At 40.3% G+C, this 21,773-nt stretch carries 16 protein-coding genes; 1 reads left to right on the top strand and 15 read right to left on the bottom strand.

Annotated elements, in window-relative coordinates; translation table 11 throughout:
* Positions 1 to 57 precede the first annotated feature (57 nt).
* From HMPREF9009_RS19925 to HMPREF9009_RS19960, 8 genes are all read right to left on the bottom strand, one after another.
* Positions 58 to 621, bottom strand: coding sequence for a dual specificity protein phosphatase family protein (locus tag HMPREF9009_RS19925; protein ID WP_004315962.1), 564 nt, complete (start codon positions 619 to 621; stop codon positions 58 to 60).
* Between the two features lie 26 nt (positions 622 to 647).
* Positions 648 to 1,772 (bottom strand): bifunctional histidinol-phosphatase/imidazoleglycerol-phosphate dehydratase HisB, encoded by a 1,125-nt coding sequence (gene hisB / locus HMPREF9009_RS19930; protein WP_008021762.1) that lies wholly within the window; start codon positions 1,770 to 1,772, stop codon positions 648 to 650.
* A 3-nt stretch (positions 1,773 to 1,775) separates the two neighbouring features.
* Positions 1,776 to 2,873 carry a histidinol-phosphate transaminase gene (gene hisC, locus HMPREF9009_RS19935; RefSeq protein WP_049703097.1) on the bottom strand — a complete coding sequence of 366 codons (1,098 nt, stop codon included), beginning with the start codon at positions 2,871 to 2,873 and terminating at the stop codon, positions 1,776 to 1,778.
* Complete coding sequence (hisD, locus tag HMPREF9009_RS19940; protein ID WP_049703098.1) at positions 2,833 to 4,122, bottom strand: histidinol dehydrogenase; 1,290 nt, start codon at positions 4,120 to 4,122, stop codon at positions 2,833 to 2,835. Before hisD ends, hisC begins: the two co-directional genes overlap by 41 nt.
* A gap of 29 nt (positions 4,123 to 4,151) precedes the next feature.
* Positions 4,152 to 5,003, bottom strand: coding sequence for an ATP phosphoribosyltransferase (gene hisG, locus HMPREF9009_RS19945; protein ID WP_008021757.1), 852 nt, complete (start codon positions 5,001 to 5,003; stop codon positions 4,152 to 4,154).
* A 246-nt stretch (positions 5,004 to 5,249) separates the two neighbouring features.
* Positions 5,250 to 5,741 (bottom strand): PaaI family thioesterase, encoded by a 492-nt coding sequence (locus HMPREF9009_RS19950; protein WP_008021755.1) that lies wholly within the window; start codon positions 5,739 to 5,741, stop codon positions 5,250 to 5,252.
* A 73-nt stretch (positions 5,742 to 5,814) separates the two neighbouring features.
* A complete protein-coding gene (locus tag HMPREF9009_RS19955; RefSeq protein WP_049703099.1) occupies positions 5,815 to 7,719 on the bottom strand; it encodes a fimbrillin family protein in 1,905 nt (634 codons plus the stop codon).
* Between the two features lie 324 nt (positions 7,720 to 8,043).
* Positions 8,044 to 8,697: a DUF2490 domain-containing protein gene (locus HMPREF9009_RS19960; RefSeq protein WP_008021752.1), complete on the bottom strand. Its 654-nt coding sequence runs from the start codon at positions 8,695 to 8,697 to the stop codon at positions 8,044 to 8,046.
* Positions 8,698 to 8,851: 154 nt separating this feature from the next.
* Between HMPREF9009_RS19960 and HMPREF9009_RS19965 the strand changes: the two genes are divergently transcribed.
* The gene (locus tag HMPREF9009_RS19965) at positions 8,852 to 10,417 is read left to right on the top strand and encodes an ATP-binding protein (protein ID WP_049703100.1); all 1,566 of its coding nucleotides are present in this window, start codon (positions 8,852 to 8,854) and stop codon (positions 10,415 to 10,417) included.
* Positions 10,418 to 10,542: 125 nt separating this feature from the next.
* Here HMPREF9009_RS19965 and HMPREF9009_RS19970 read toward each other — a convergent pair whose 3' ends face one another.
* From HMPREF9009_RS19970 to HMPREF9009_RS20000, 7 genes are read right to left on the bottom strand one after another with little or no spacing between them, the layout of a single operon-like run.
* Positions 10,543 to 11,898 carry an MFS transporter gene (locus HMPREF9009_RS19970; protein WP_049703101.1) on the bottom strand — a complete coding sequence of 452 codons (1,356 nt, stop codon included), beginning with the start codon at positions 11,896 to 11,898 and terminating at the stop codon, positions 10,543 to 10,545.
* Positions 11,899 to 11,910: 12 nt separating this feature from the next.
* Positions 11,911 to 12,810: a glycerophosphodiester phosphodiesterase family protein gene (locus tag HMPREF9009_RS19975; RefSeq protein ID WP_049703398.1), complete on the bottom strand. Its 900-nt coding sequence runs from the start codon at positions 12,808 to 12,810 to the stop codon at positions 11,911 to 11,913.
* A gap of 20 nt (positions 12,811 to 12,830) precedes the next feature.
* Positions 12,831 to 13,889 (bottom strand): MBL fold metallo-hydrolase, encoded by a 1,059-nt coding sequence (locus HMPREF9009_RS19980; RefSeq protein WP_049703102.1) that lies wholly within the window; start codon positions 13,887 to 13,889, stop codon positions 12,831 to 12,833.
* A 1-nt stretch (position 13,890) separates the two neighbouring features.
* The gene (locus HMPREF9009_RS19985) at positions 13,891 to 14,772 is read right to left on the bottom strand and encodes a sugar phosphate isomerase/epimerase family protein (protein WP_049703103.1); all 882 of its coding nucleotides are present in this window, start codon (positions 14,770 to 14,772) and stop codon (positions 13,891 to 13,893) included.
* Between the two features lie 6 nt (positions 14,773 to 14,778).
* Entirely contained in the window at positions 14,779 to 16,752 is a 1,974-nt protein-coding gene (locus HMPREF9009_RS19990; protein ID WP_049703104.1) for an outer membrane protein assembly factor BamB family protein, read from the bottom strand.
* Between the two features lie 27 nt (positions 16,753 to 16,779).
* A complete protein-coding gene (locus HMPREF9009_RS19995) occupies positions 16,780 to 18,171 on the bottom strand; it encodes a RagB/SusD family nutrient uptake outer membrane protein (protein ID WP_049703105.1) in 1,392 nt (463 codons plus the stop codon).
* Between the two features lie 23 nt (positions 18,172 to 18,194).
* Positions 18,195 to 21,638, bottom strand: a complete 3,444-nt coding sequence (locus HMPREF9009_RS20000) for a TonB-dependent receptor (RefSeq protein ID WP_049703106.1) — start codon at positions 21,636 to 21,638, stop codon at positions 18,195 to 18,197.
* Positions 21,639 to 21,773: the final 135 nt, after the last annotated feature.

Genomic DNA, 21,773 nt, shown 5'->3' on the forward strand with positions numbered 1-21,773 from the left:
TCATCATAGCTTCGATACAACATTTTAGCAAGACATGTATCTGCACAAAATTACATACTAAAATCCCTCTGTACACATAACTTTTCTTCTTATTTGCTCTATATCCGCTTCTTTAATCCTCCGAATGATATTTTTATAAATACGATGAAAGCCAAAACCGCCTTCAGTCATTTCATGAATCGCGTCTTCTTTTGAAACATTCTGAAATACCACTCGATAAAGTGCGCAAACAGCTCCTGTGCGATCTGATCCGTGATGGCAATGGATAACAATCGGCGCTTTACGATTCTTTATAATACGCAATGCTTCAATCAACTGTTCTTCATTGATGGAATGAGCTTTGGTCTTTACCCGATGAAGCTTTACGTTCGTTCCTGCGGCTTCATCATCATCGCTATGTCTATTACGGAGATTGAGAGCTTCGCCAATACCATACTTTTCTAAAGCTTTAAAGTCTTCATGCGAAGGTTGCTCTGAACGATATACACCCGAATCGATCTTGTACAGATTGGTTAATTCACTATCAGGAAGAGTAATCTTCTCTACTTTCAAATTCTGACTAAAAATAGATATAGAGAAGATTACTCCCAAAAGTAGGCTTAACAGGATTCTTTTCTGCATAAGTCTATATTGTTATTATAAAAAGATCAAAGTACTCCCTTGCTGGATGGAAGTTCAAAATGATAGATATCTCTTTTGATTGCCATTTTCAAGGCACGGGCAAGGGCTTTAAAAATACCTTCTATCTTATGATGTTCATTTTGTCCTTCCGCCTTGATGTTCAGATTCATTTTTGCCGCATCACTTAGTGACTTAAAGAAATGAAGGAACATTTCCGTCGGCATCTCCCCTATCTTCTCACGCTTGAATTCGGCATCCCAAACCAGCCAGGGACGACCACCAAAGTCCAGACAAACCTGACAAAGACAATCATCCATCGGTAAAGCATAGCCATAACGTTCAATTCCACGCTTACTACCTAAAGCCTGGTAAATACATTCTCCTAATGCAATAGCAGTATCTTCGATCGTATGATGTTCGTCTACCTCCAGATCTCCTTTTACACGGATTGTCAAGTCCATACCGGAGTGTTTTCCAATCTGCTCAAGCATGTGGTCGAAAAAGCCAAGACCGGTAGAGATGTCACAAGTACCGTTTCCATTCAAGTTCAAAGCCACATCAATATCTGTTTCTTTGGTTGTACGACGTACTTCCGCTTTCCGTTCTCCGGCAAAAAGGAACTCGGCTATCTGATCCCAGTCAGTTGTTGCAAGAGCGCAGACTTCTTCCAATCCTTTTTCTTTCAGGGTTTCAGGTGAATTTTGCAGATAAATTGCCCGGCAACCCATATTTTTGGCAAGTTCCACATCCGTAGGACGGTCGCCTATAACAAAACTTCCGGCAAGATCGTATTCCGGATTATTTAGGTACTTCGTCAACATTCCGGTACGTGGTTTACGGGTGGGCGCATTATCTTCTGGGAAACTACGGTCTATCAGAATCTCATCAAAAGTAATCCCCTCTCCTTCTAATGTTTTAAGCATCAGATTATGGGCAGGCCAAAACGTTTCTTCCGGGAAAGAAGATGTACCCAATCCATCCTGATTGGTGACCATCACAAATTCAAAATCAAGTTTACTGCGGATAAAACCTAAATTACGGAATATTTTCGGATAGAATTCCAGCTTCTCCAATGAGTCGAGTTGGTAATCTACGGGAGGTTCGATCACCAACGTACCATCTCTATCTATAAATAATACTTTCTTCTTCATAAATTATCCCGGGTATTTTTTAAGGGTGGCTAATAGTGTATTATTCTCTACACGGGTACCGACAGTCACACGCAAACAGTTGCAGCAAAGCGAAATGTTATGGCGATTACGCACAATAATTCCTTCACCTACCAAATAATTGTAGATTTTCACGGCATCCGTCACTTTTGCCAAAAAGAAATTCGCATCAGACGGAAACAGTTTAATGGTACATGGAAGCTTTTCAAATTCCGCTTCCAGATAGTCACGTTCTTCCTTCAGAGTTTTCACCCAACGTTCTATCTCATAATGTTTATGCAACATGGCGATGGCTTGCTGTTGAGTCAACTGGTTGACATTATAGGGATATTTGATTTTACTAAGAATATCAATAATCTCTTTGGAAGCAAAAGCCATTCCCAAACGGATAGCAGCACATCCCCAGGCTTTGGAGAATGTCTGGAATACGACGAGATTGGGATATTTATCCAACTCTTCGAGGAAAGACGGAGCTTTAGAAAAATCATTGTAAGCCTCATCCAACATTACCAATCCTTCAAACTGACAAAGAATCTTTTCTATTTCGGAACGAAGCAAATCATTTCCTGTCGGATTATTAGGAGAGCAAAGGAAAATAAGTTTGGTATGCTCGTCGGTAGCTGCCAGTAATTTGTCAGCAGAGAACTGGAAGTCATCATCCAACAATACTTTCCGATATTCCACATCGTTCACATCGGCACAGACCTGATACATTCCATAGGTAGGATCGATAGCTACTACATTATCTTTACCCGGTTCGCAGAAAGCACGAAAGACCAAGTCGATGGCTTCATCACTGCCGTTTCCGAGAAAAATATGTTCGGGAGATACTTTCTTAATTTTCGACAACAATGTTTTCAGTTCACACTGCATAGGGTCCGGATAACGATTGTGAGGCGTATTGTACGGATTTTCGTTTGCATCCAGGAAAACAGAAGCGGTGACTCCTTTATATTCATCACGTGCCGAAGAGTAAGGCTTTAATTTCCAGATATTCGGCCGGGTTAATTCTTGTAATGTTTTCACTTCTTTAAATTTTAAGTTATGAATTTTGAATTGCTTTGAGACGTACTGTGACCGCATTTTTGTGCGCATCCAAATGTTCGTTAGCCGCCATCTCCTCAATAGCAGGACCAATAGCCTTTATTCCTTCCGGGAGAATTTCCTGGAACGTAATCTTGCGGATAAAACTATCCAGACTGACGCCACTATATGCTTTGGCATAACCGTTGGTAGGCAAGGTATGATTTGTTCCGGAAGCATAGTCACCGGCACTTTCGGGAGTTAACGATCCAAGGAAAACAGAACCGGCATTTGTTACACGCTCTGCTACTTCCATGTAGTTTTCCGTTTCTATTATTAAGTGTTCCGGCGCGTATGCGTTAGTCAGTTCCAATGCTTCATCCAAATCCTTTACTAAAATCAGTTTACTATTCTCTAATGATTTTGCAGCAATTTCACGACGGGGCAATTCGGCTAATTGACGTTCTACTTCCGCCATTACTTCTGTTTGAAGCTTCTCGGAAGTGGTAATCAATATAGCCTGGCTATCTATTCCGTGTTCTGCCTGTGACAAAAGATCTGCTGCTACAAAAACCGGGTTGGCAGATACATCAGCCAGAACTTCGACTTCAGAAGGACCGGCAGGCATATCAATAGCTACATCACGCAGGCTTACCAACTGTTTGGCAGCTGTCACATATTGATTGCCTGGACCAAATATCTTATATACTTTGGGGACACTCTCCGTTCCATAGGCCATAGCGGCAATAGCCTGCACACCACCAGCTTTGAATATTTTACTGACACCTGCCAGTTGCGCAGCAAAAAGAATAGCCGGATGAATATTTCCATTCTTATCGGGAGGTGTGCAAAGTACGATTTCCTTGCATCCTGCAATTTTAGCCGGAACAGCCAACATCAATACAGTTGAGAAAAGTGGTGCTGTTCCACCCGGAATATACAATCCCACTTTTTCGATTCCTACCGATTTTTGCCAGCAAGTCACACCGTTCATTGTTTCTACCTTCTTTCCGATAAAACGTTGGGAAGCATGAAAGGTTTCAATATTTTGTTTTGCCAAGGAGATGGCTGCTTTCAGTTCATCGCTTACCAATGTTCCGGCAACCTGTATCTCTTCAGGAGTCACAGCAAGCGCAGACAAGGTGACTTTATCAAAAGTAGCTTCATATTCCAAGACGGCTTTGTCACCTTCTGTTCTTACCTTATTTATAATAGAGCGAACAGTGTCGAACAAATTTTCCGTATTCAGTGCCGGACGTTTCAAAAGTTCCGTCCACTGTTCTTTTGAGGGATATTTAATCAATCTCATGGTTACTATTTTATTAGATGCCTATATATTTATACAATCATCTTTTCAATTGGCAGTACTAAAATGCCTTCTGCTCCCAGTCCTTTCAGTTTTCCAATGATTTCCCAAAAACGTTTTTCATCAAGTACTGTATGGACAGAGCACCAGCCTTCCTGTGCTAACGGCATCACCGTAGGACTCTTCATACCCGGCAATACAGCAATGATTTCTTCCAGTTTATCTTTCGGAGCATTCATCAATACATATTTTTTATCTTCGGCTGTTTTTACCGCATTCATACGGAACAGCAGTTCTTCGAGCACTTCTTTTTTCTCGTCGCTCATATTCTTGTTGCCAATCAGCAATGCTTCCGACTTCATTACGACTTCCACTTCTTTCAAACGGTTACTTACCAACGTAGAACCGGAGCTTACAATATCAAAAATAGCATCAGCCAATCCAATTCCCGGAGACACTTCTACGGAACCGGTAATTACATGAATTTCAGCATTTACACCATTTTTCTTCAGGAAGTTGCGAAGAATAACCGGATAGGAAGTAGCGATCTTCTTACCGTCAAACCATGACAAACCGGGATATTCAATATCTTTCGGCATAGCCAATGAAAGGCGACATTTACTAAATCCCAAACGTTTAATGATTTCCGCATCTTCTTCCTTTTCCATAAATTCGTTTTCGCCAACAATTCCTAGGTCTGCCACACCGGTAGCCACTGTCTGCGGGATATCATCATCACGAAGGAATAGAACTTCAATAGGGAAATTGGAAGACTGCACCAATAAGGTACGTTTTGTAGTGCTCAACTTAATATCCGACTCTCCTAAAAGTGCCATTGTCTCTTCGAAGAGACGTCCTTTGGCTTGTACTGCGATTCTTAACATGACTTTATTTAATTTTTAATTATAATATGCGTTGAGAAATAAAAAAAGGCTTACCGTATTCGGCAAGCCTTAGTTATCGTTTATATAGTTATACACAATATCATCCACGCCCACCGATTATTCGTTAGGAAAATGATGATGATGATGTGTAGTTGTATATTTCATATTTCTTTTATTAACTGCGACAAAAGTAAAGCATTTGTTTGAAACCACCAAACATTTATCACAAAAACTTGAGTTTTTATTTCAAATTAAAGGCAATATCTCTTCCGGCTCTACATCACATTTCGTAAAATGCATTTTGTCTTTCGACTTTTCTTTCGAGAAAGTAAAGTAGGTACAAACCGATTCTGTGCATACTTCTCCATCCTTATTATATAACTTCGCTTCAACAATGACAATGTTCCGCTTCACTTCTTTAATAGAGGCACGCAATACTATATGAGAATCTTTGGTATCAACAGATTTTCGGTAACGGGTTTCCATCTTCGAAGTCACTCCAGTCGTTTGTAGTTTACGAAGCACCACCCACGCACAGATTTCATCCATCAAAACTGCTTGAATACCGCCATGCAAAGTGTCAATCCAGCCTTGATACTCGGGACGTGGCTTCCAAATGCTCACTACTTCGTCACCATCCTCATAAAATTCCATTTTTACTCCAGCTTCATTATTAGGAGCACAACCGAAACAATTGTACCCTTCCAAACCCTTCCAGGGATTTATTATCTTCTTCATAGTTCTCTCTTTTATTTAGTTTTACTTCCCAAATATAAGCAATTTATGAAAAGGAGATGCAATTTTCACTGATTTACTTTCTAATACAACGAATAGCGAAAGCTTTCGTATCAATACCCGCATTAGATTCTTCTATGATATTCGTATCACTTTTCATGTAGAAAACCTTAGTATCAATGGTGGCATTTGTATTGTCCAATGTCCAATATGCCAAATGTTTGTTCTCATAATCTGCTTGAAAAGCCCCTACATACATTCCTACGGGAATACCATTAAAACCGGATAAATTAGTTGCAGGTTGCACTTGTCCTTCCGTCTTCAGGGGCAACCAGGTCCCTGACTTCAACAAAGAAGCTTCCCCCTTCAAGTAGTCTTTTAAAATATTCCAGTCTTCCCAATTCGGTATACTCCAGTGAGTTGGCAAGATCCTACCGGAAAGCGCAACATTAGCGGTATAAAAATAATGCTCTGTAGTAGATTGCAAATATCCGGCTATATTTGCTGTTACCTGATTCAATTTAGGGAGCGCATCACCGTTTACATATAAAGATGTCTCCAAATTACTCCTCATCCAGTATTGAGTTCCGATCTTCACTAGCGGATAATTATGGATGACTCTTCCACGTACGTCACGAACCACATCTTCCAATGCTAGAACAGGTAACACATCATCTGCCAGTGTTACTGATAAGGAGATTGTTCCGTCTGCCAGCACATAAACATTATTACGAGCCAATAAGGTGCCATCCACATAGGTTAATGAATGATCTTCCATATTCCATGATACACTTCCACCATTCACTTTTCCTGATTTTCCTAATAACTGTGCTACAATCCCTTGAGATAAATTAACGCTACCGTCTTCTTTCATCGGATAGGCAACAATCGCTTGAGAAGAAAAATCCGGAGTAACAAGATACTCTTTACATATTTCGGCTACTTGTTTTCCCGAATGTATCACTTTGTACACATTCGATTTTTCAAAAGTCAGCTTCGATACATCTATGTATTTATGCAAAATACCCGATTCGGTATGATCCACTTCTGTTCCATCCCAATCCCCGATTTCTCCGTTCACTTTACTCATTAATATATCTTCGGCCGATACAAACGTTATTTCCAACTCTCTCTGTTTTCCACTTTCCAATTGTAAAGTGGATGGTAATAAACTGGTATATAGTTTGCCGGCAGCTTCCAATGTTATGTATTGATACCCGACAGTCGCTTCTTGGGGAATCAAAATAAGCTCTTTTCCTACCAGTCGACCGTCTTTTATTTCCCATTCTCCTGCAGGAGTAATATCTTTCTCTTCAGAATAGGCAGAGAATGTTTTCTTCTGAAAATCATAAATGGTCTTAGTATAAAAGCCACTCACCGAAAGTGTAGGTTTCACAGACAGTATTTCTTCTATATTCTCTCCCTCTCCGGGGACAAGGACTATTTTCATGCGAAAGAACTGGTGGTTGTAAGTCAAAGCAACTGCATCTTTACTGGCTAATACTTCCTTTTTGGAAGCAACTAGAAAATCAGAATGAGAATAATCATCCAGTTTATCTTGAGTTGTTGCAACGGTCACTTGCATGGAACTTTCCCCCATTGCTACTCCACTATTCTGATATGGATAATAACTGATTAAATTCAATGTAACTCCATCATCCGGATAGTAAACCGACTCATCAGATACAAACTCACCAGTAGATGAACGCACAAAATGAAGATTATCTGCATAACGTTCTTCTTGCATTGTAGTAGTTCCTGCAAGTGCAAATAACCCCACTTCATCTTTTTCTCCAAAACTATTGTTTACTACACGAGTATTCATGATCTCATGAATATCAGCTACAAACTTCAACGGAATATCTCCATTATTAATGATTTCCCCTTCTTCCTCCGAAATATGGTTTACACAAGCAGTAAACATAGTACAACAAAGGATAAAAAAACCTACTCCCACAAATAGGTTATGGCATGTTTTCATTTTGTTTTTCTATTAGTTCAAAAAAAGAAATTCTTGATTGAGCAGAAAGAATGCCATAAGAGGAAGTATTCACTTTCGGTTATGAAAAACCATACAACACGTCTGTTGCAACTGTAGAATCTTAAATTCCCACATTACAGTTTGAAATGTGGAAGCGAAAGTACAGATTATAGTTAAGAAAAGAAATATTTTCCTTTAAAAAGATTAATCTTTTATATAAAAAGCACGTAATCAGCCATTTAAATAACACATGCAAAAACAAGACATTCTGAACTCCACATTATTATATTAGCATTGGTTATTATTTACTATCCGTCATTTATTTCAAAAAGAATACCCCACTTCTATTCCGGCAATGTGTCTGCCTTGCGAAGATGCATATTGATAACAATAAAATGCATCCAATGACCAACGTTTGGCTAAAGCAATCTCCACTCCGGGACGATAGCGCATACGGTCTGCTCTCCAAAAAGAGGTATCATCCAGACTTTGATAAATTTCAACAGAAAAATAAGGAGAAACGATTCCTTTTGTAGGAGCATAGGATAACTTCAAACGAGAACGTAGACGAGTTTCAGAATCACCACGGTCAAAAGTCTGCTGAAACCTCTCCCGCAAAGACACTTTCAACCATTGATAACGAAAGTTGGCAGTGGCAGATATATGATAGCGATGTCTCAACTTCCAGTCTGAATCACCCAAATTCCGAAGATGGGTCTCATATCCCACTCCCAGATTCAAAAAAGAACAAGGGCGATAACTTCCACCAACTGTCAGTCCCCAACGATCTAATCGACTTACATCATCCTTCATACGTAATTCCAAATCGCCTGAAACCGAGAAACGAGAATCTATCTTATGACTCACTTTAAACTTGGTCCATGTATTGAAATCATCACTTTGTGCCCATGCGGGAAACGACATTCCAAACAACAACACAAACAGCCAAATCTTAGTATTTAATATTATTCTACTCATTGATTATCGGGTTAAAGTTGCAAAGATAACAAATTATCTCCGGCAAAGGAAAGACATAAAACTGAATTTATTCTGAAAAGATAATGTTTGTATTCTACTTAAATTCTCATTTGCATATTGTATCTTTGCGTAAGAAACTCTAAAACCATCGGATATGGACAACTTAATGCGTAAACTTCCTATTGGAATACAGACATTTGAAGGAATACGGAAGGAGAATTATCTTTATGTGGATAAAACTGCGCTTGTATGGCGTATGGCCAATTTGGGAAAGCCATATTTTCTAAGCAGACCACGCCGCTTTGGTAAAAGTCTATTAATTTCGACATTCGATGCTTATTTCCAAGGAAAAAAAGAGCTATTTAATGGTTTGGCCATTGAACAACTAGAGACAAAATGGGAACAGTTTCCTGTTTTACACCTTGATCTGAATGCAAAAAAATATGAGACGGCAGCGGATTTAATCGCAATGCTAAACCAATATTTAGAGAAATGGGAAGCTATTTATGGTGATGAGAAAAAAGATCGTAGCCCCGAAGAACGCTTCAGCTATGTGATCGAGCAAGCTTTTCTGAAAACAGGAAAAAACGTCGTTGTATTAGTAGACGAATATGACAAACCTCTTTTGCAAGCCATTACCCGTCCGAGATTGTTCGAAGAGTATCGTCAGATATTGAAAGCCTTTTATGGAGTATTGAAAAGTGCTGACGCATATCTCCGTTTTGTTTTCCTGACCGGAGTTACGAAGTTCTCTCAAGTCAGCGTATTCAGCGATCTGAATCAGTTGAATGACATTAGCCTAGACTATTCTTATGCCACACTTTGCGGTATTACCCGAGAAGAACTGGAGAGTACTTTCAAACCCGAGATTGAAATTTTCGGTCGCAAAAATCATCAGACTCCAGAAGAAGTAGTCGCAGCAATGAAACGCAACTATGACGGTTATCATTTTCACTCGGATGGCTCAGGGGTATTCAATCCGTTCAGCGTATTGAATGCTTTCAGTAAATTGGAGTTGGGCAGCTATTGGTTCCAAACCGGTACGCCAACATTCTTGGTTGAACTACTACAAAAAAGTGAATATGATCTCCGTACTTTATTAAATGGTATAGAAGCGCCTGCTTCTTCTTTTGTAGAATACAGAATGGATGCTAATAATCCTATACCGCTGATTTATCAAAGTGGATATCTGACTATTAAGGATTACGACAGAGAGTTTCAGAACTATCGGCTTGATTTTCCGAATGATGAAGTGCGCTACGGATTCATTAACTTTCTTGTTCCGTTTTACACTCCAATGAAGAACAACGATCAAGGATTTTATATCGGAAAATTCGTTCAGGAATTACGCACAGGTGATTATGAATCTTTCCTCACCCGTTTGGAGGCTTTCTTTGCTGATATTCCGTATGAACTGAATGACCAGACCGAACGGCACTATCAGGTTATTTTCTATCTTGTATTCAAACTAATGGGACAATTCACAGAAGCAGAAGTGCGCAGTGCTCGCGGACGTGCCGATGCTGTAGTCAAAACACCCAAATACGTCTATGTATTTGAGTTCAAATTAAATGGAACCGCAGAAGAAGCGATGAAGCAGATTGATGAAAAAGGATATTTGATTCCTTATCAAAAAGATCATCGGGAAGTAATAAAGATTGGTGTGGAATTCAGTGCGGAAACTCGCAATATCAATCGTTGGCTGGCAGAGACAAAGTAAATAATTTTCGGGAAGAATCGTAAAAACGAACTTCCCGAAAATAAATCCAAGACTTTTGAATATAAACACTTGTTATCTTCCTTTACAAACAAGCTTTCTCAATCTAACCTAATACATCTTTAGAATTAACCCACTACTTTTGATTTTGCATTCCAAACCAATAACGCAAAAAGTACCGACAGCAGAGCCGCCCCTATCCAAAACCAATTGATATAAGTGAAATCATAAACATCTACTCCGTTCTGAACCGTTTTTTGCCCTTCTATCAGTATACCACTCATCACATCCTGCAATCCGGCACCAATATAACTGGCAATGCCAACAACTCCCAATGCAGCTCCCGATGCATTGCGAGGAGCAATATCGACAGCCATCAAACCACCCAAAAAGCAAATTAGTACTCCAATTCCTAAACCAAAAAGAATCATAGCCAATACATCTATCCAAAAATGTACGCCCGGAACCAACAGGAAAAGGCAAAGTGCAAATACATTCATCAATCCGAAGATTAAGGCAGGAACATTGCGACGACCACCAAACAATTTATCCGAAATCACTCCGGAAAACATCGTACCGATGATACCACAAACCGGACAGATAGAAATGATAAAACTGGCATCCAGGGTAGAATACCCTTTTTGAGCTTCCAAGTAAAAGACGCCCCAGCTGTTTATCGCATAACGACTGATATACATAAAAGCACTCGAAAGGGCAAGAATCCAAATGGCAGGCATCATCAACACCTGGCGCTGTGCTTTATTGAAATCCGCCGTTTCTGTTGCACTCATCTCTTTTTTCTGTTTGGGAACATTCACTGGAGGGAAACCCTGACTCTCGGGAGTGTCATGAAAGAACTTCCACACGATTAAAGCTCCAAGCAAACCGACAATACCGGCTCCGAAGAAGCCGTATCGCCAACCCAAGACACTGACAATAGACGCAATAATCAAAAAGGTCAACGCTTCACCGATGTTATGGCTGGCAGACCAAAATCCGTAATAGGAACCGCGTTCTTTGTCCGTGAACCAACGGGAAAGACCAACCACACAGGAGGCGGCCCCCATAGACTGAAACCAGCCGCTAATCCCCCAAAGGACAGCAAACAGAATAAAAGAATTGGTAAAGCCGAGACATAAGTTCACTAATGCCGTAACCAATAAACCGGTAGTCATGAAGCGATTGATATTGCTACGGTCGGCAAGGAAACCATTCGTGAACTTTCCGAGGGCGTAAGTGAAGAATAATACGGAACCGATTATTCCCAGCTCCGTTTCAGAGAAGATTCCTTCCTCTACGATGGGCTTCTTTACGACATTCAGGCTAAGGCGGCAAACGTAATACATACCGTAGCCAAAAGTTGCCGAAAGGAAGGTAGACCATTTCAGATACTTCAGACGACGTTCATCGGAAGAGGACAAAGCCTCCCCGTTACAAGGTCCCGGTGAAGAGACCTTGTAAAAGTTTATAAGCTGTTTTAACATGAAGAAATACGGTTAGTCGTGAAGTTTCTTTTTGCGCAGATATTCCAATAACAGCGCAGGACGATCGGTTTGAATTAATTTCGCTCCCTGATTAATGATCCATCCCCAGCTTTCTTCCGGTTGATGGAGTTCCACCGCACGGTCATCATCATGACCGCCACATAGTTCGGGCCAAAGAGAATTGATAAACAAGTTAGAACCTGTATCACGCACTTTCTTTATCAAGTTAAGAACCTCCGGATTATCATTATCGAATACTAACTCATAAGCAGCAGGCTTCATGTGAGTCTGATAACTGTCAATAACAGCTTCGGCTCCTTCTTTGTGCAACTGTACAATAGGCATAAAAATTACCTTATCCAACACAGCACCGTTTTCAGCTTTCACTTGTTCATAAGGGAGCCCGGCTTTGATGACACACAGGTCGACTGTTCCTGTCTTCTCGAGTACGGCATAAGCCTCCTGAAAATAATCATAGCCCTTATCAATATTTACCATTATCTTACCTTTGCAGAGCAACATGACTTCCTCCAATGTAGGAATCTGATGTCTTGTTTTACAAGCGACGCCATTTTTAAGACGCATTGCTTTCAATTCCGCTAATGTATAATCTTCTACCAGCCCTTTTCCGTTCATGGTGCGATTGATTGTTTTATCATGCATCACTACCAAATGTCCGTCTTTTGTTCTTTTCAAATCGATCTCTACCATATCGACTCCCATATCAATGCAATTCTGTATACCTTGCAATGAGTTTTCCGGAGCATTACGCCAGTCGGCCCGATGTGATACAACCAGTATTTTATCAGGATGATCTCCTAACAGGTTTTCTTTGATTTCAGTTATTCTATTTTGGGCAACAGCCAGTTGTACCAAGCATAGAAGAAGTATGAAGTTACATATCCGTTTCATAAGTTCAAACATTAAGAATTTTAATTCAGTTTATTGTTTTTCCAGACCATTTTTTCTCCCCACATTGGTACATAGGTCTGTTCACAGTTAATCTTCGAAGCCCGTTCGAGTGCCAGTTCCAATGACCATCTCGATTCGTCAACACCGGCATGAGCAAGTTCCAGAATATGCGATAACAAGACATAATCCGGTTCTACCTGCCCTGCACCCGAACCCAGAATATTATTTTCAGTCAGTGCATTGGGAGCGTAACGTGGTATCAATACATTCACATGAGAAGCTAGATTCGTATATTGTTCCGGTTTATAGTTGGAGTCTCCTACATGCATAAAGACGAAGTTACCGGTATCTTCACCACAATCAATCGAAAATACAGTCACAAAATTAGATAACCCGGAATTGTTGTGATCGGTGATACAGGTTTTAATTTTGAATTTTCCTATTTCATAATCTTTATCTCCTTTTGCGGTATAAGGATATGTCGTATCTTTCAGGTAGTTAGACAATACCGGTTTGCCTAAATCAAACATAGCCTGAATAAGATCATTGTTATAATGATCGGAATGCTTATGAGTGACGCAGAGAAAATCAATATAAGGTGCCAGTTCTTTTGCCCAACGATGAGATATGTCAATAGCAAAACACCCTGACGGAGTCTTAACCACATACCCCATATTATAGAGTGCCCAAATCTCTGCCGTACCATTTTCCACTTTTGAGTTTTTAACTCCATCCATCACGCGGTCAAATGCGCTCCGATAAAAATAGATAATAGGATCACACTTTTCCATACTTGTACTTGCCTGGTCGAAACCATTCAGATAACTGATGAAATAATCATCTTTACATTTATCCGCATACCCCTGAATTTTGGTCAAAGTAGCAGTACGTCCGGCATTGACAATCAAAGGAGAAAAACTCCACAACTGTTGTGCTGTGGCATCCACTTCCTCTGCCAATTGAGTAAGGATTCCTTCATGACCTGTTTCGGTACTGTTGTTGTCATCATCATCGCAAGCAACAAAGCCTATTGCCAAAAGGCAAAACAGTAAATATTGAATTTTTCTTATTATATCCATCTTATTTCAGTGTTTTATAATCATTTATTATTTTATTGAAAGTTTCAACGACCCGTTCCGGGGTTGGACGTGTATCATGGCTTTCGTGATCTTTAGTCGCTTCATACATGAAAACTCCTTCATAACCGACTCCTTCGAGTGCGTGCATTAACTTTCCCCACTTAATATCGCCTTGCGTAGGAAGCCAGTGGCACTCGTTGACAAAATCAAAATCCGAAGCATGTATTGTGCCAATACGTTCACCAATGGTTTCTACAAAATGTTCCGTCGTTCCTTTTGTATAATGATTGGTATCAAAACAAACCTTCACACCGGGAATGTCTTTGATAATCTCCCAAAGTTCTTCAGGAGTATTTCCCAGACAAGTCCGCGGCAGATTCTCTATACATAACTGTGCTCCTATCTGATCCGCATACTTCTTCAGATAAGCGATAGACCTGGAAGCATTGGCTATTCTTTGTGCCCGAATACTGTCGTCAATCGGTTCGGAACTTGGATGCAGAACTAAACATTTCGGTTGAAATTGAGCACACTGTTCAATCATCTCCGCCATAAAATCTACATTTTCTTTCCTTTTCTTTTCATCGAGAACCGATATATCCAGCGTTCGGGAAAAAGGAAGATGTATAGACCAGACTTTGATACCGGCACTATCAATTTTTGCTTTCATATCCCGAACACGAGAAATGACCTCATTTGCCGGAACGCCTCTATAACACTGGTTAAATGCAACTTCCACATACTCTAGCCCCACAGACCGAGCTTGAGAAAAGTCTGTGGAAGCAGGTACTTTCCACAAAGCCGTAGTAGTACCTACTTTATATTTCTGTGCATATAAACCTATTGTCATCGCTATAAATAAGATAAAAACAGAAACTCTCATTATCGCTTACTTTTGACGGTTTGTACCTTGAATATCACCACCACGAATACTCCAGGAGTCTGTCTCCAAAGTCTTATTGATATCAAATGCTTTGACAGCACCGATATTACCAGATCCGATCGTTCCGCAATAAAGCCGTTTGTCCGGACCAATAGTAACAGCTGCCATGACTTGTTGTCCTACAGTTTCTTCAAAAACAATGTTTCCATTAGTAATATCAAGTCCCAATACTTTGTTTCCTGATTGAGTACCTATATAAAGAATACCATCCGTGCTCAAGGTACCTCCACTGTAATTCAAATTGTTGCCTACCTTTTTCTCCCAGATTTTAGATCCGCTAGAATTTACCGCATGAACCGTCTGTGAATTTTTCTCCGTAAAGTAGATATTACCATTTTTATCTACAATCGGGAAATAGGCATCCCCTTTCGTTGTCGGATACGTCCATTTCTTTGTCCCGTTTGTCATATCGACAGCAACAAGTCCGCCTCCTTTCAACGTCGCATAAAGCATATTACCATTCAACGCAAAAACTCCCCGTTCTGTAACTTTATTATCTCCCTCTAATGTCCAAAGCGGTTCACCCTTTGAGTTGAAGGCATAAATAGTTGCATTCGTACCAGCGTAAACATTGCCCTTTTTATCAAGGACAACAGCACCTCCCGTGTCACCATCTAACTGTTTTTGCCATTTGATACTGCCCTGATTAGCTACATCAAGTGCATACAATATGCTTTTATTAGTCAAACAATAAAGGATACCATCTGCAGACAATGCAGGGAAAGCTCCTATTACGCCATCCAATTTAACCGCCCATTTTTGTTTACCATTAGTAGGTGCTATTGCATATACATTATTTACGGAAGCATTACTTACACACTGATAAATAGTGCCATCAGAACCGACTAACGCTCCTCCGCCATAAGTCACCTTATCAATAGCAAACACCCATTTGAATTCACCGCTCACTACATCAATAGCAAATAAATGCCCTGCAGGAGTAGATGTTGGAATGTACATTGTTTTTCCATCCGGAGAGAACACCGGATTGGAAGTCTTTACATATCCGGTAAGTCCGCCAAAGTTCAAATCGACAGAATTCCATTTATAATTGCCGACTGTAACAGCCAGACTACCCGACTCGGTTGTGTTATTTACATAAGTCACCGTAACAGCTACTGTATAAGTTCCGGTAGTAGCAAATGCATGTACAGGATTGTTTTCTCCTGATGTCGTACCATCACCAAAATCCCAGCTTACCGATTTCACTTCACCTGCCATAAAATACATATCGTTATAAGCAAAGGCGCAAGGTTCCCACACGACCAGTTCCGTATTGGCAAGAATAGGATAGATCAATCCCGGAGTAGCTGAAGTTTCCACTGGAATAGAATTGCCTGTAGGATAAACACAAACTACGTTGAACGTATATTCCTGATCGTTAGTCAACCCGTCAACAATGTATTCTTCCAATGAAGTATCATCCAGATTGATAATCTGATTGCCCGGATTAACAGTAACCTGATAACGGGTAAAACGTTCACTGGCAGGTTTTGTCCATCTCAAACGCACCCTTTCATTGCCGGCTGCTGCCGTCAGATCAGAAATCGGGTATCTCGCATTCTTCGGCGTACAAGCAGCAGTCGTTTTACTAGCCAATCCTCCTGTATAACGAGGCTGTACAGAAAAAGTGTAAGCAACGTCATTCACCAGATTATTGATTGTGGCAGTCATTGTTTTTGCATCCACAGTCATCTCACCTCCTTCCGCATCTGACGATCCGGAAGTCCAAAGAATCAAATATTCATTAGGCCGGGCATTCTCGTATGCCTCCCAAGCAAGAGTCACATTCATATCTCCGGCTGTTGCCGTAAGTGACTTCAGTTCATATAAATCGAAATTCGCTTTTGGCAGCTCTTCTTCACAAGCAGTAAAAACTACTGTGAGAATAAACAACAAGCTATATATTATTTTTTTCATTGTCTGAATTCTTTTAGTTTAACCCTATTAATATCCCGTATTCTGCCACAACAATTCTGTGTTGTTTATTCTTTCCAATTCCGTTTTGGGAATAGGATACAGGAATTGGTAATCCTGAATAATATGTCCTTCTGCTTTCATAGCTTCCTTAGCACCTCCCATACGTACCAAATCGAACCAACGCTGTCCCTCATAAGGAAATTCCTGTTGACGTTCCAGCATAATCGCATTACGGAAACTATCCTGGTCGGGTAACTCTGTAATCAAAATCGGAGACAATCCGGCACGGGTATGTACAGCATTCAAAGCAACCAAGGCTTCTGAATTCTGCAAATTACTGTAACTGATTTCATTCAAAGCTTCTGCGTACATCAGCAATACATCGGCATAACGGAGAATAACCTGGTCATTACCAACAGTGTTATAGGTCGCACTCTTGACATCCTTAAATTTATTCATGACACAGACTTTATCTTCCACCTTAACATAAGTAATCAAATCTTTGCGCTTATCCCCGTCTTTATAACATTCTTTCAGTGCCTTTGTCTGATTGGTATCGTCGGTCAGGTTAATGATAGAGAACCAGTATCCATGCCCTTCTCCTTCAACATCCTTATTAAAGCGAACAGCAAAAATGATCTCATCATTCATTTTATTATTTACATCAAAAACCCGGTCCGGAGTAGTCATCAGAGAATACTTACCTATCAATTGTGATAACACATTTCGAGCTTCCGTCCATTTATGGAAAGTAAGGTAAATCTTACCAAGCAATGCCATTGCAGCACCGGAAGTCACTCGTCCCATATCGGCACTTGCATAAGAAGACGGCAACATACTTTCATTAATAACCTGATTCAAATCACCGACAAGGAACTCATAAACCTGCTGGTCTGAACTACGTCCGACTTTTAAAGCTTCGGCCACTGTCACTACTTTATTAGTCATCGGTATTCCTCCCCACAGACGATACATATTAAAATAGGTAAGTGCACGAATGAAAAGGGCTTCTCCTTTATATTGTTTTTTCAGAGTAGCGTCAAAGTTGGCTTCATCAATCCTATCTAATATAAGATTACAACGATAGACTCCATTATTAAAATTCGCCCAAGCATTTTCCAGGATTCCATTAGAAGCTTTATCTGCAAACTGGTCGATATCATAACGGTCCTGCGTTCCGGCAGTAGGTGCGCTCAATGTCAAATTATCACTCCGATATTCGCAGCACTCCGTAAAATAGGAAACCTGTGTCTGCAATTTAGAGTAACATCCCATCACAGCTACATTAAAATCGTCTGCTGTCTTATATACCTTATCGGTAGGCACACTGCTACTTGGTTCCAAATCGAAGAAACTATCTGTACAGGCAACTGATAGAAAAGCAGTTGACAAGAATAGTATTAGTTTATATTTTTTCATACAACGTGTATTTTAAAGGATGATTAAAGAGTTATATTCAATCCGAATAAGAATGTTTTAGCCAATGGATAAGTACCATAGTCTTCACCCGGTGAAAGAGAATTAGACGGCCGGGCATTCACTTCCGGATTGTATCCGCTATAATTAGTTGAAGTCCAGAGATTTTGTCCGGAAACGTATACTCTCAACTTTTCTACAAAAAAGCGCTGGGTCAGATTCTTCGGCAAAGTATATCCCAGTGTCACATTCTGCAACCGCAGATAAGAGCCATCTTCCAAATGCCAGGTTGACGTACGTCCATTATAACCTTTTGATTTACGATTGGCACGATTCACCTGACCGTTTCCCGGATCTTCCGGACTCTTCCAACGATTCAAGGCGATGGTAGTGCCATTGGTATTGCCTTCCAGATTATCAATGTAACGGCGATTCAAGTTCAAAATCTCATTACCATACACTCCCTGGAAATTGAAATCAAGATCAAATCCCTTAAACCACACTTTTCCCCCGAATCCATAGGTAAAATCAGGCATATAGTTACCTACTATCGTACGGTCTTTATCCAAGTCCATCACACCGTCTCCATCTACATCCACAAACCGGAAATCTCCGGGCTTGGTATTGCTGAAATGAGGATATTTCTTCAATTCTTCTTCATTGGAGAAAATACCATCCTGCACCAACAGATAATAACAGCCGATAGGTTCACCAACTTTCGTTATGTAATACGCATGATCTACGCTACCGGTAGATATGATAGGAGCATTACCCGGACCGAGCGCCTTTACTTCGTTTGTATTCGTAGCATAATTGGCATTGAATGAATAACCGAAATCTTTCGTTATATTCTTCTGCGAGGTCAATGCTATTTCCCATCCCCTGTTGTTCACTTTACCGATATTCATCAATGCAGTGCTATATCCGGTCAGATGAGGAACAGGTACGTTCAACAACATATTAGAAGTGTTGGTATTATAATAATCCACAGTCAGTCCCAGCAATCCTTTGAACATTTGTAAATCAAGACCTACATTCACCATCGCATTCTTTTCCCAACTCAAATCCTCGTTTTTTATGGTACTAGGTTTATATCCATTCACCAACTGCCCATTACCTGTACCGAGTATATAGTTATCGGAAGCCATCAGAGACAGGTGGTCATAATTACCAATCTGAAAATTACCGGTAACTCCATAACTGGCTCTAAGTTTCAAGTCATCAACAAATGACAGGAATTTTGCTTTCGTGAAAAAGTCTTCTCCACTTATTCTCCATGCAAAAGAAGCAGAAGGAAAATATCCCCAACGGTTGTTTTTTCCAAAACGGGAAGAACCGTCTGCACGAATGGCTGCTGAAGCCATATACTTACCTTTATAGCTATACTGTACACGTGCCAGATAAGAAGCAATTGTCCACTGTGTTTTATCAGATGCACCTTTCGTCACCGTACCTCCGGAAATCGTTTGTATGTAGTCATTCGGGAAATCGGTAGCCGTCACATTATCACCTTTATATGTTTCTTTTTGAGCCGATTGCACTAAAACGACATTGATAGAATGAGCATCCTTGATGGTCGTATTATAATTGATTTTATTCTCAACCAACCAGTTGAAATAAAAACCGGATGAACTGTATGCAGTAGGATTCGACTTCACATCATAATATTTCTGTCCCAACAATGGAAGTTCCGATGAACGGTATTGATCGTTATGCGAACCGTAATAATCACCACCAAAAGAAATGTTATAGGTAAGCCCTTTATATAACTCCAATTCCGCAAAGACTTTTCCTACAATAGCCATACGGTCTACAACATCCGATTGGAGGTTTGCCATGGCTACCGGATTTAATACGGCATTGTGCTGATAGTCATTCCCAATTCTCCAATATCCGTTTCCCTGATAGTTATAACTTCCATCCGCATTATACACCGGCCATACCGGAGGCATCATCAAGGCTGATTGCACAATACCGTTAGACCCGGAAGCATCTACCCGGTTGGAAGTAGAATAAGAAGGAGAAAAATTCAGACCGAATTTCAGCCTTTTATATTTCCCGTCCAAATTCATACGCATACTATATTTCTTAAAATCGGAATTAATGATAATACCTTCTTTATCATAATAGTTGGCTGAAATAAAATAACCGACTGTTTTTCCTCTACCGGAAATAGATACATTGTGGCTGGTAGTAGCAGCAGTACGGAATATAGCGTCTTGCCAGTCCGTATCGGTCAGTCCTTTGTCCCCATTCAGATAAGGAAAGAGTTCGGTGGGGATACGTTCCCATGAGTTGGGACGCATTCCATTCGGATCGTCCGGTGATCCACCGGGATTGGCATCCAGATAGGCGTTGTCATGCCCATCTTTTGCAAATTCGGCAAACTGATATGCATTCATCATTGAAAGTTTCTTCGAAACACTCTGGATACCATAATATCCATCATACTGCACTTTCATTTTCTCCGACTGCCCCTGTTTGGTTGTGATAATAATTACACCATTCGATCCACGACTACCATAAATAGCTGCCGAAGAAGCATCTTTCAAAACTTCTACAGATTCAACATCATTATTATTCAGATTGGCAAATCCACGTTCCACCGGTACACCGTCGATAATATAGAGAGGATCACTACCTGCATTCACTGTGCTGATACCACGAACACGGATACTTACGCTTCCTTCCGGATCACCACTAGGTTGCGTAACCTGTACTCCCGGCATTTTTCCCGCCAACGCCTGACGAAAATCGGAAGCGGAAACTTCTGCTATTTGTTCAGCTTTCACGGAAGAAATAGAAGTAGAAACATCTCTTTTTCTCTGAACACCATAGCCTACCACGACTACTTCATCGATCATCTTACTATCTTCCACCAACGTGATTTTTGCCGTATTCTTATCTTTTGCAGAGATATTCACCGTTTTATAGCCGATATAAGAAATAGTCAGTGTGGCAGATTCCGGTACATTCATGATTGAATAACGTCCGTCGATATCGGTAATGGTACCACTGCCTTCTCCTTTAATCTGAACACTGGCACCAATCACCGGTTCTCCTTTATCATCTGCAACAATTCCCTGGATAGTGCGTGTACGTTGAACTGTTTCTTCCTTTTTAAGCGGCTGTTTGCTGACAGCAATTGTATGATCGGTCCTATTGAAATAAAGTTCGGCCTGGGTGGTTATCTCCCCCAGAATCTGTTTTAATGAAGCATTTTTAATGTCGAAAGAAACTCTCGGAGCTTTGTTCACTGTCTCCTGGTCATAGAGAAATTTAAAATTAGTCTGTTTGCTGATTTTATTGAAAACACTTTCTACCGGCTCATTTTGCACGCGAAGCGTTATATCATGCTCTTTCAGTGTTTGAGCAGCAGCCGGAACAATTAAAATGAAGGTGAATAGTAAAAAAGCTAAAAACGAACAGCTATTTTTACTTATCCCTTTACAAATAAGAAGATTATTCATAAATTTGTGCGTTTTAGTAATTGACTAAAGTTATTAAAAACGAGCAATGCGCGATACGTTATTCATTTGGGTCGAAGCTTATGAATATCCGTCCGGATTGCGGATAGGGGCATTCCTTTGGAGTGCTTCTATCAT

The sequence above is a fragment of the Bacteroides sp. 3_1_13 genome, assembly GCF_001185845.1.
In the GTDB taxonomy this organism is placed as follows: domain Bacteria; phylum Bacteroidota; class Bacteroidia; order Bacteroidales; family Bacteroidaceae; genus Bacteroides; species Bacteroides xylanisolvens.

Coding starts and splice junctions, on each gene's coding strand:
- HMPREF9009_RS19925 (WP_004315962.1), bottom strand. CDS start 621: ATGCAGAAAAGAATCCTGTTAAGCCTACTTTTGGGAGTAATCTTCTCT.
- hisB (WP_008021762.1), bottom strand. CDS start 1,772: ATGAAGAAGAAAGTATTATTTATAGATAGAGATGGTACGTTGGTGATC.
- hisC (WP_049703097.1), bottom strand. CDS start 2,873: ATGCGGTCACAGTACGTCTCAAAGCAATTCAAAATTCATAACTTAAAA.
- hisD (WP_049703098.1), bottom strand. CDS start 4,122: ATGAGATTGATTAAATATCCCTCAAAAGAACAGTGGACGGAACTTTTG.
- hisG (WP_008021757.1), bottom strand. CDS start 5,003: ATGTTAAGAATCGCAGTACAAGCCAAAGGACGTCTCTTCGAAGAGACA.
- HMPREF9009_RS19950 (WP_008021755.1), bottom strand. CDS start 5,741: ATGAAGAAGATAATAAATCCCTGGAAGGGTTTGGAAGGGTACAATTGT.
- HMPREF9009_RS19955 (WP_049703099.1), bottom strand. CDS start 7,719: ATGAAAACATGCCATAACCTATTTGTGGGAGTAGGTTTTTTTATCCTT.
- HMPREF9009_RS19960 (WP_008021752.1), bottom strand. CDS start 8,697: ATGAGTAGAATAATATTAAATACTAAGATTTGGCTGTTTGTGTTGTTG.
- HMPREF9009_RS19965 (WP_049703100.1), top strand. CDS start 8,852: ATGGACAACTTAATGCGTAAACTTCCTATTGGAATACAGACATTTGAA.
- HMPREF9009_RS19970 (WP_049703101.1), bottom strand. CDS start 11,898: ATGTTAAAACAGCTTATAAACTTTTACAAGGTCTCTTCACCGGGACCT.
- HMPREF9009_RS19975 (WP_049703398.1), bottom strand. CDS start 12,810: ATGAAACGGATATGTAACTTCATACTTCTTCTATGCTTGGTACAACTG.
- HMPREF9009_RS19980 (WP_049703102.1), bottom strand. CDS start 13,889: ATGGATATAATAAGAAAAATTCAATATTTACTGTTTTGCCTTTTGGCA.
- HMPREF9009_RS19985 (WP_049703103.1), bottom strand. CDS start 14,772: ATGAGAGTTTCTGTTTTTATCTTATTTATAGCGATGACAATAGGTTTA.
- HMPREF9009_RS19990 (WP_049703104.1), bottom strand. CDS start 16,752: ATGAAAAAAATAATATATAGCTTGTTGTTTATTCTCACAGTAGTTTTT.
- HMPREF9009_RS19995 (WP_049703105.1), bottom strand. CDS start 18,171: ATGAAAAAATATAAACTAATACTATTCTTGTCAACTGCTTTTCTATCA.
- HMPREF9009_RS20000 (WP_049703106.1), bottom strand. CDS start 21,638: ATGAATAATCTTCTTATTTGTAAAGGGATAAGTAAAAATAGCTGTTCG.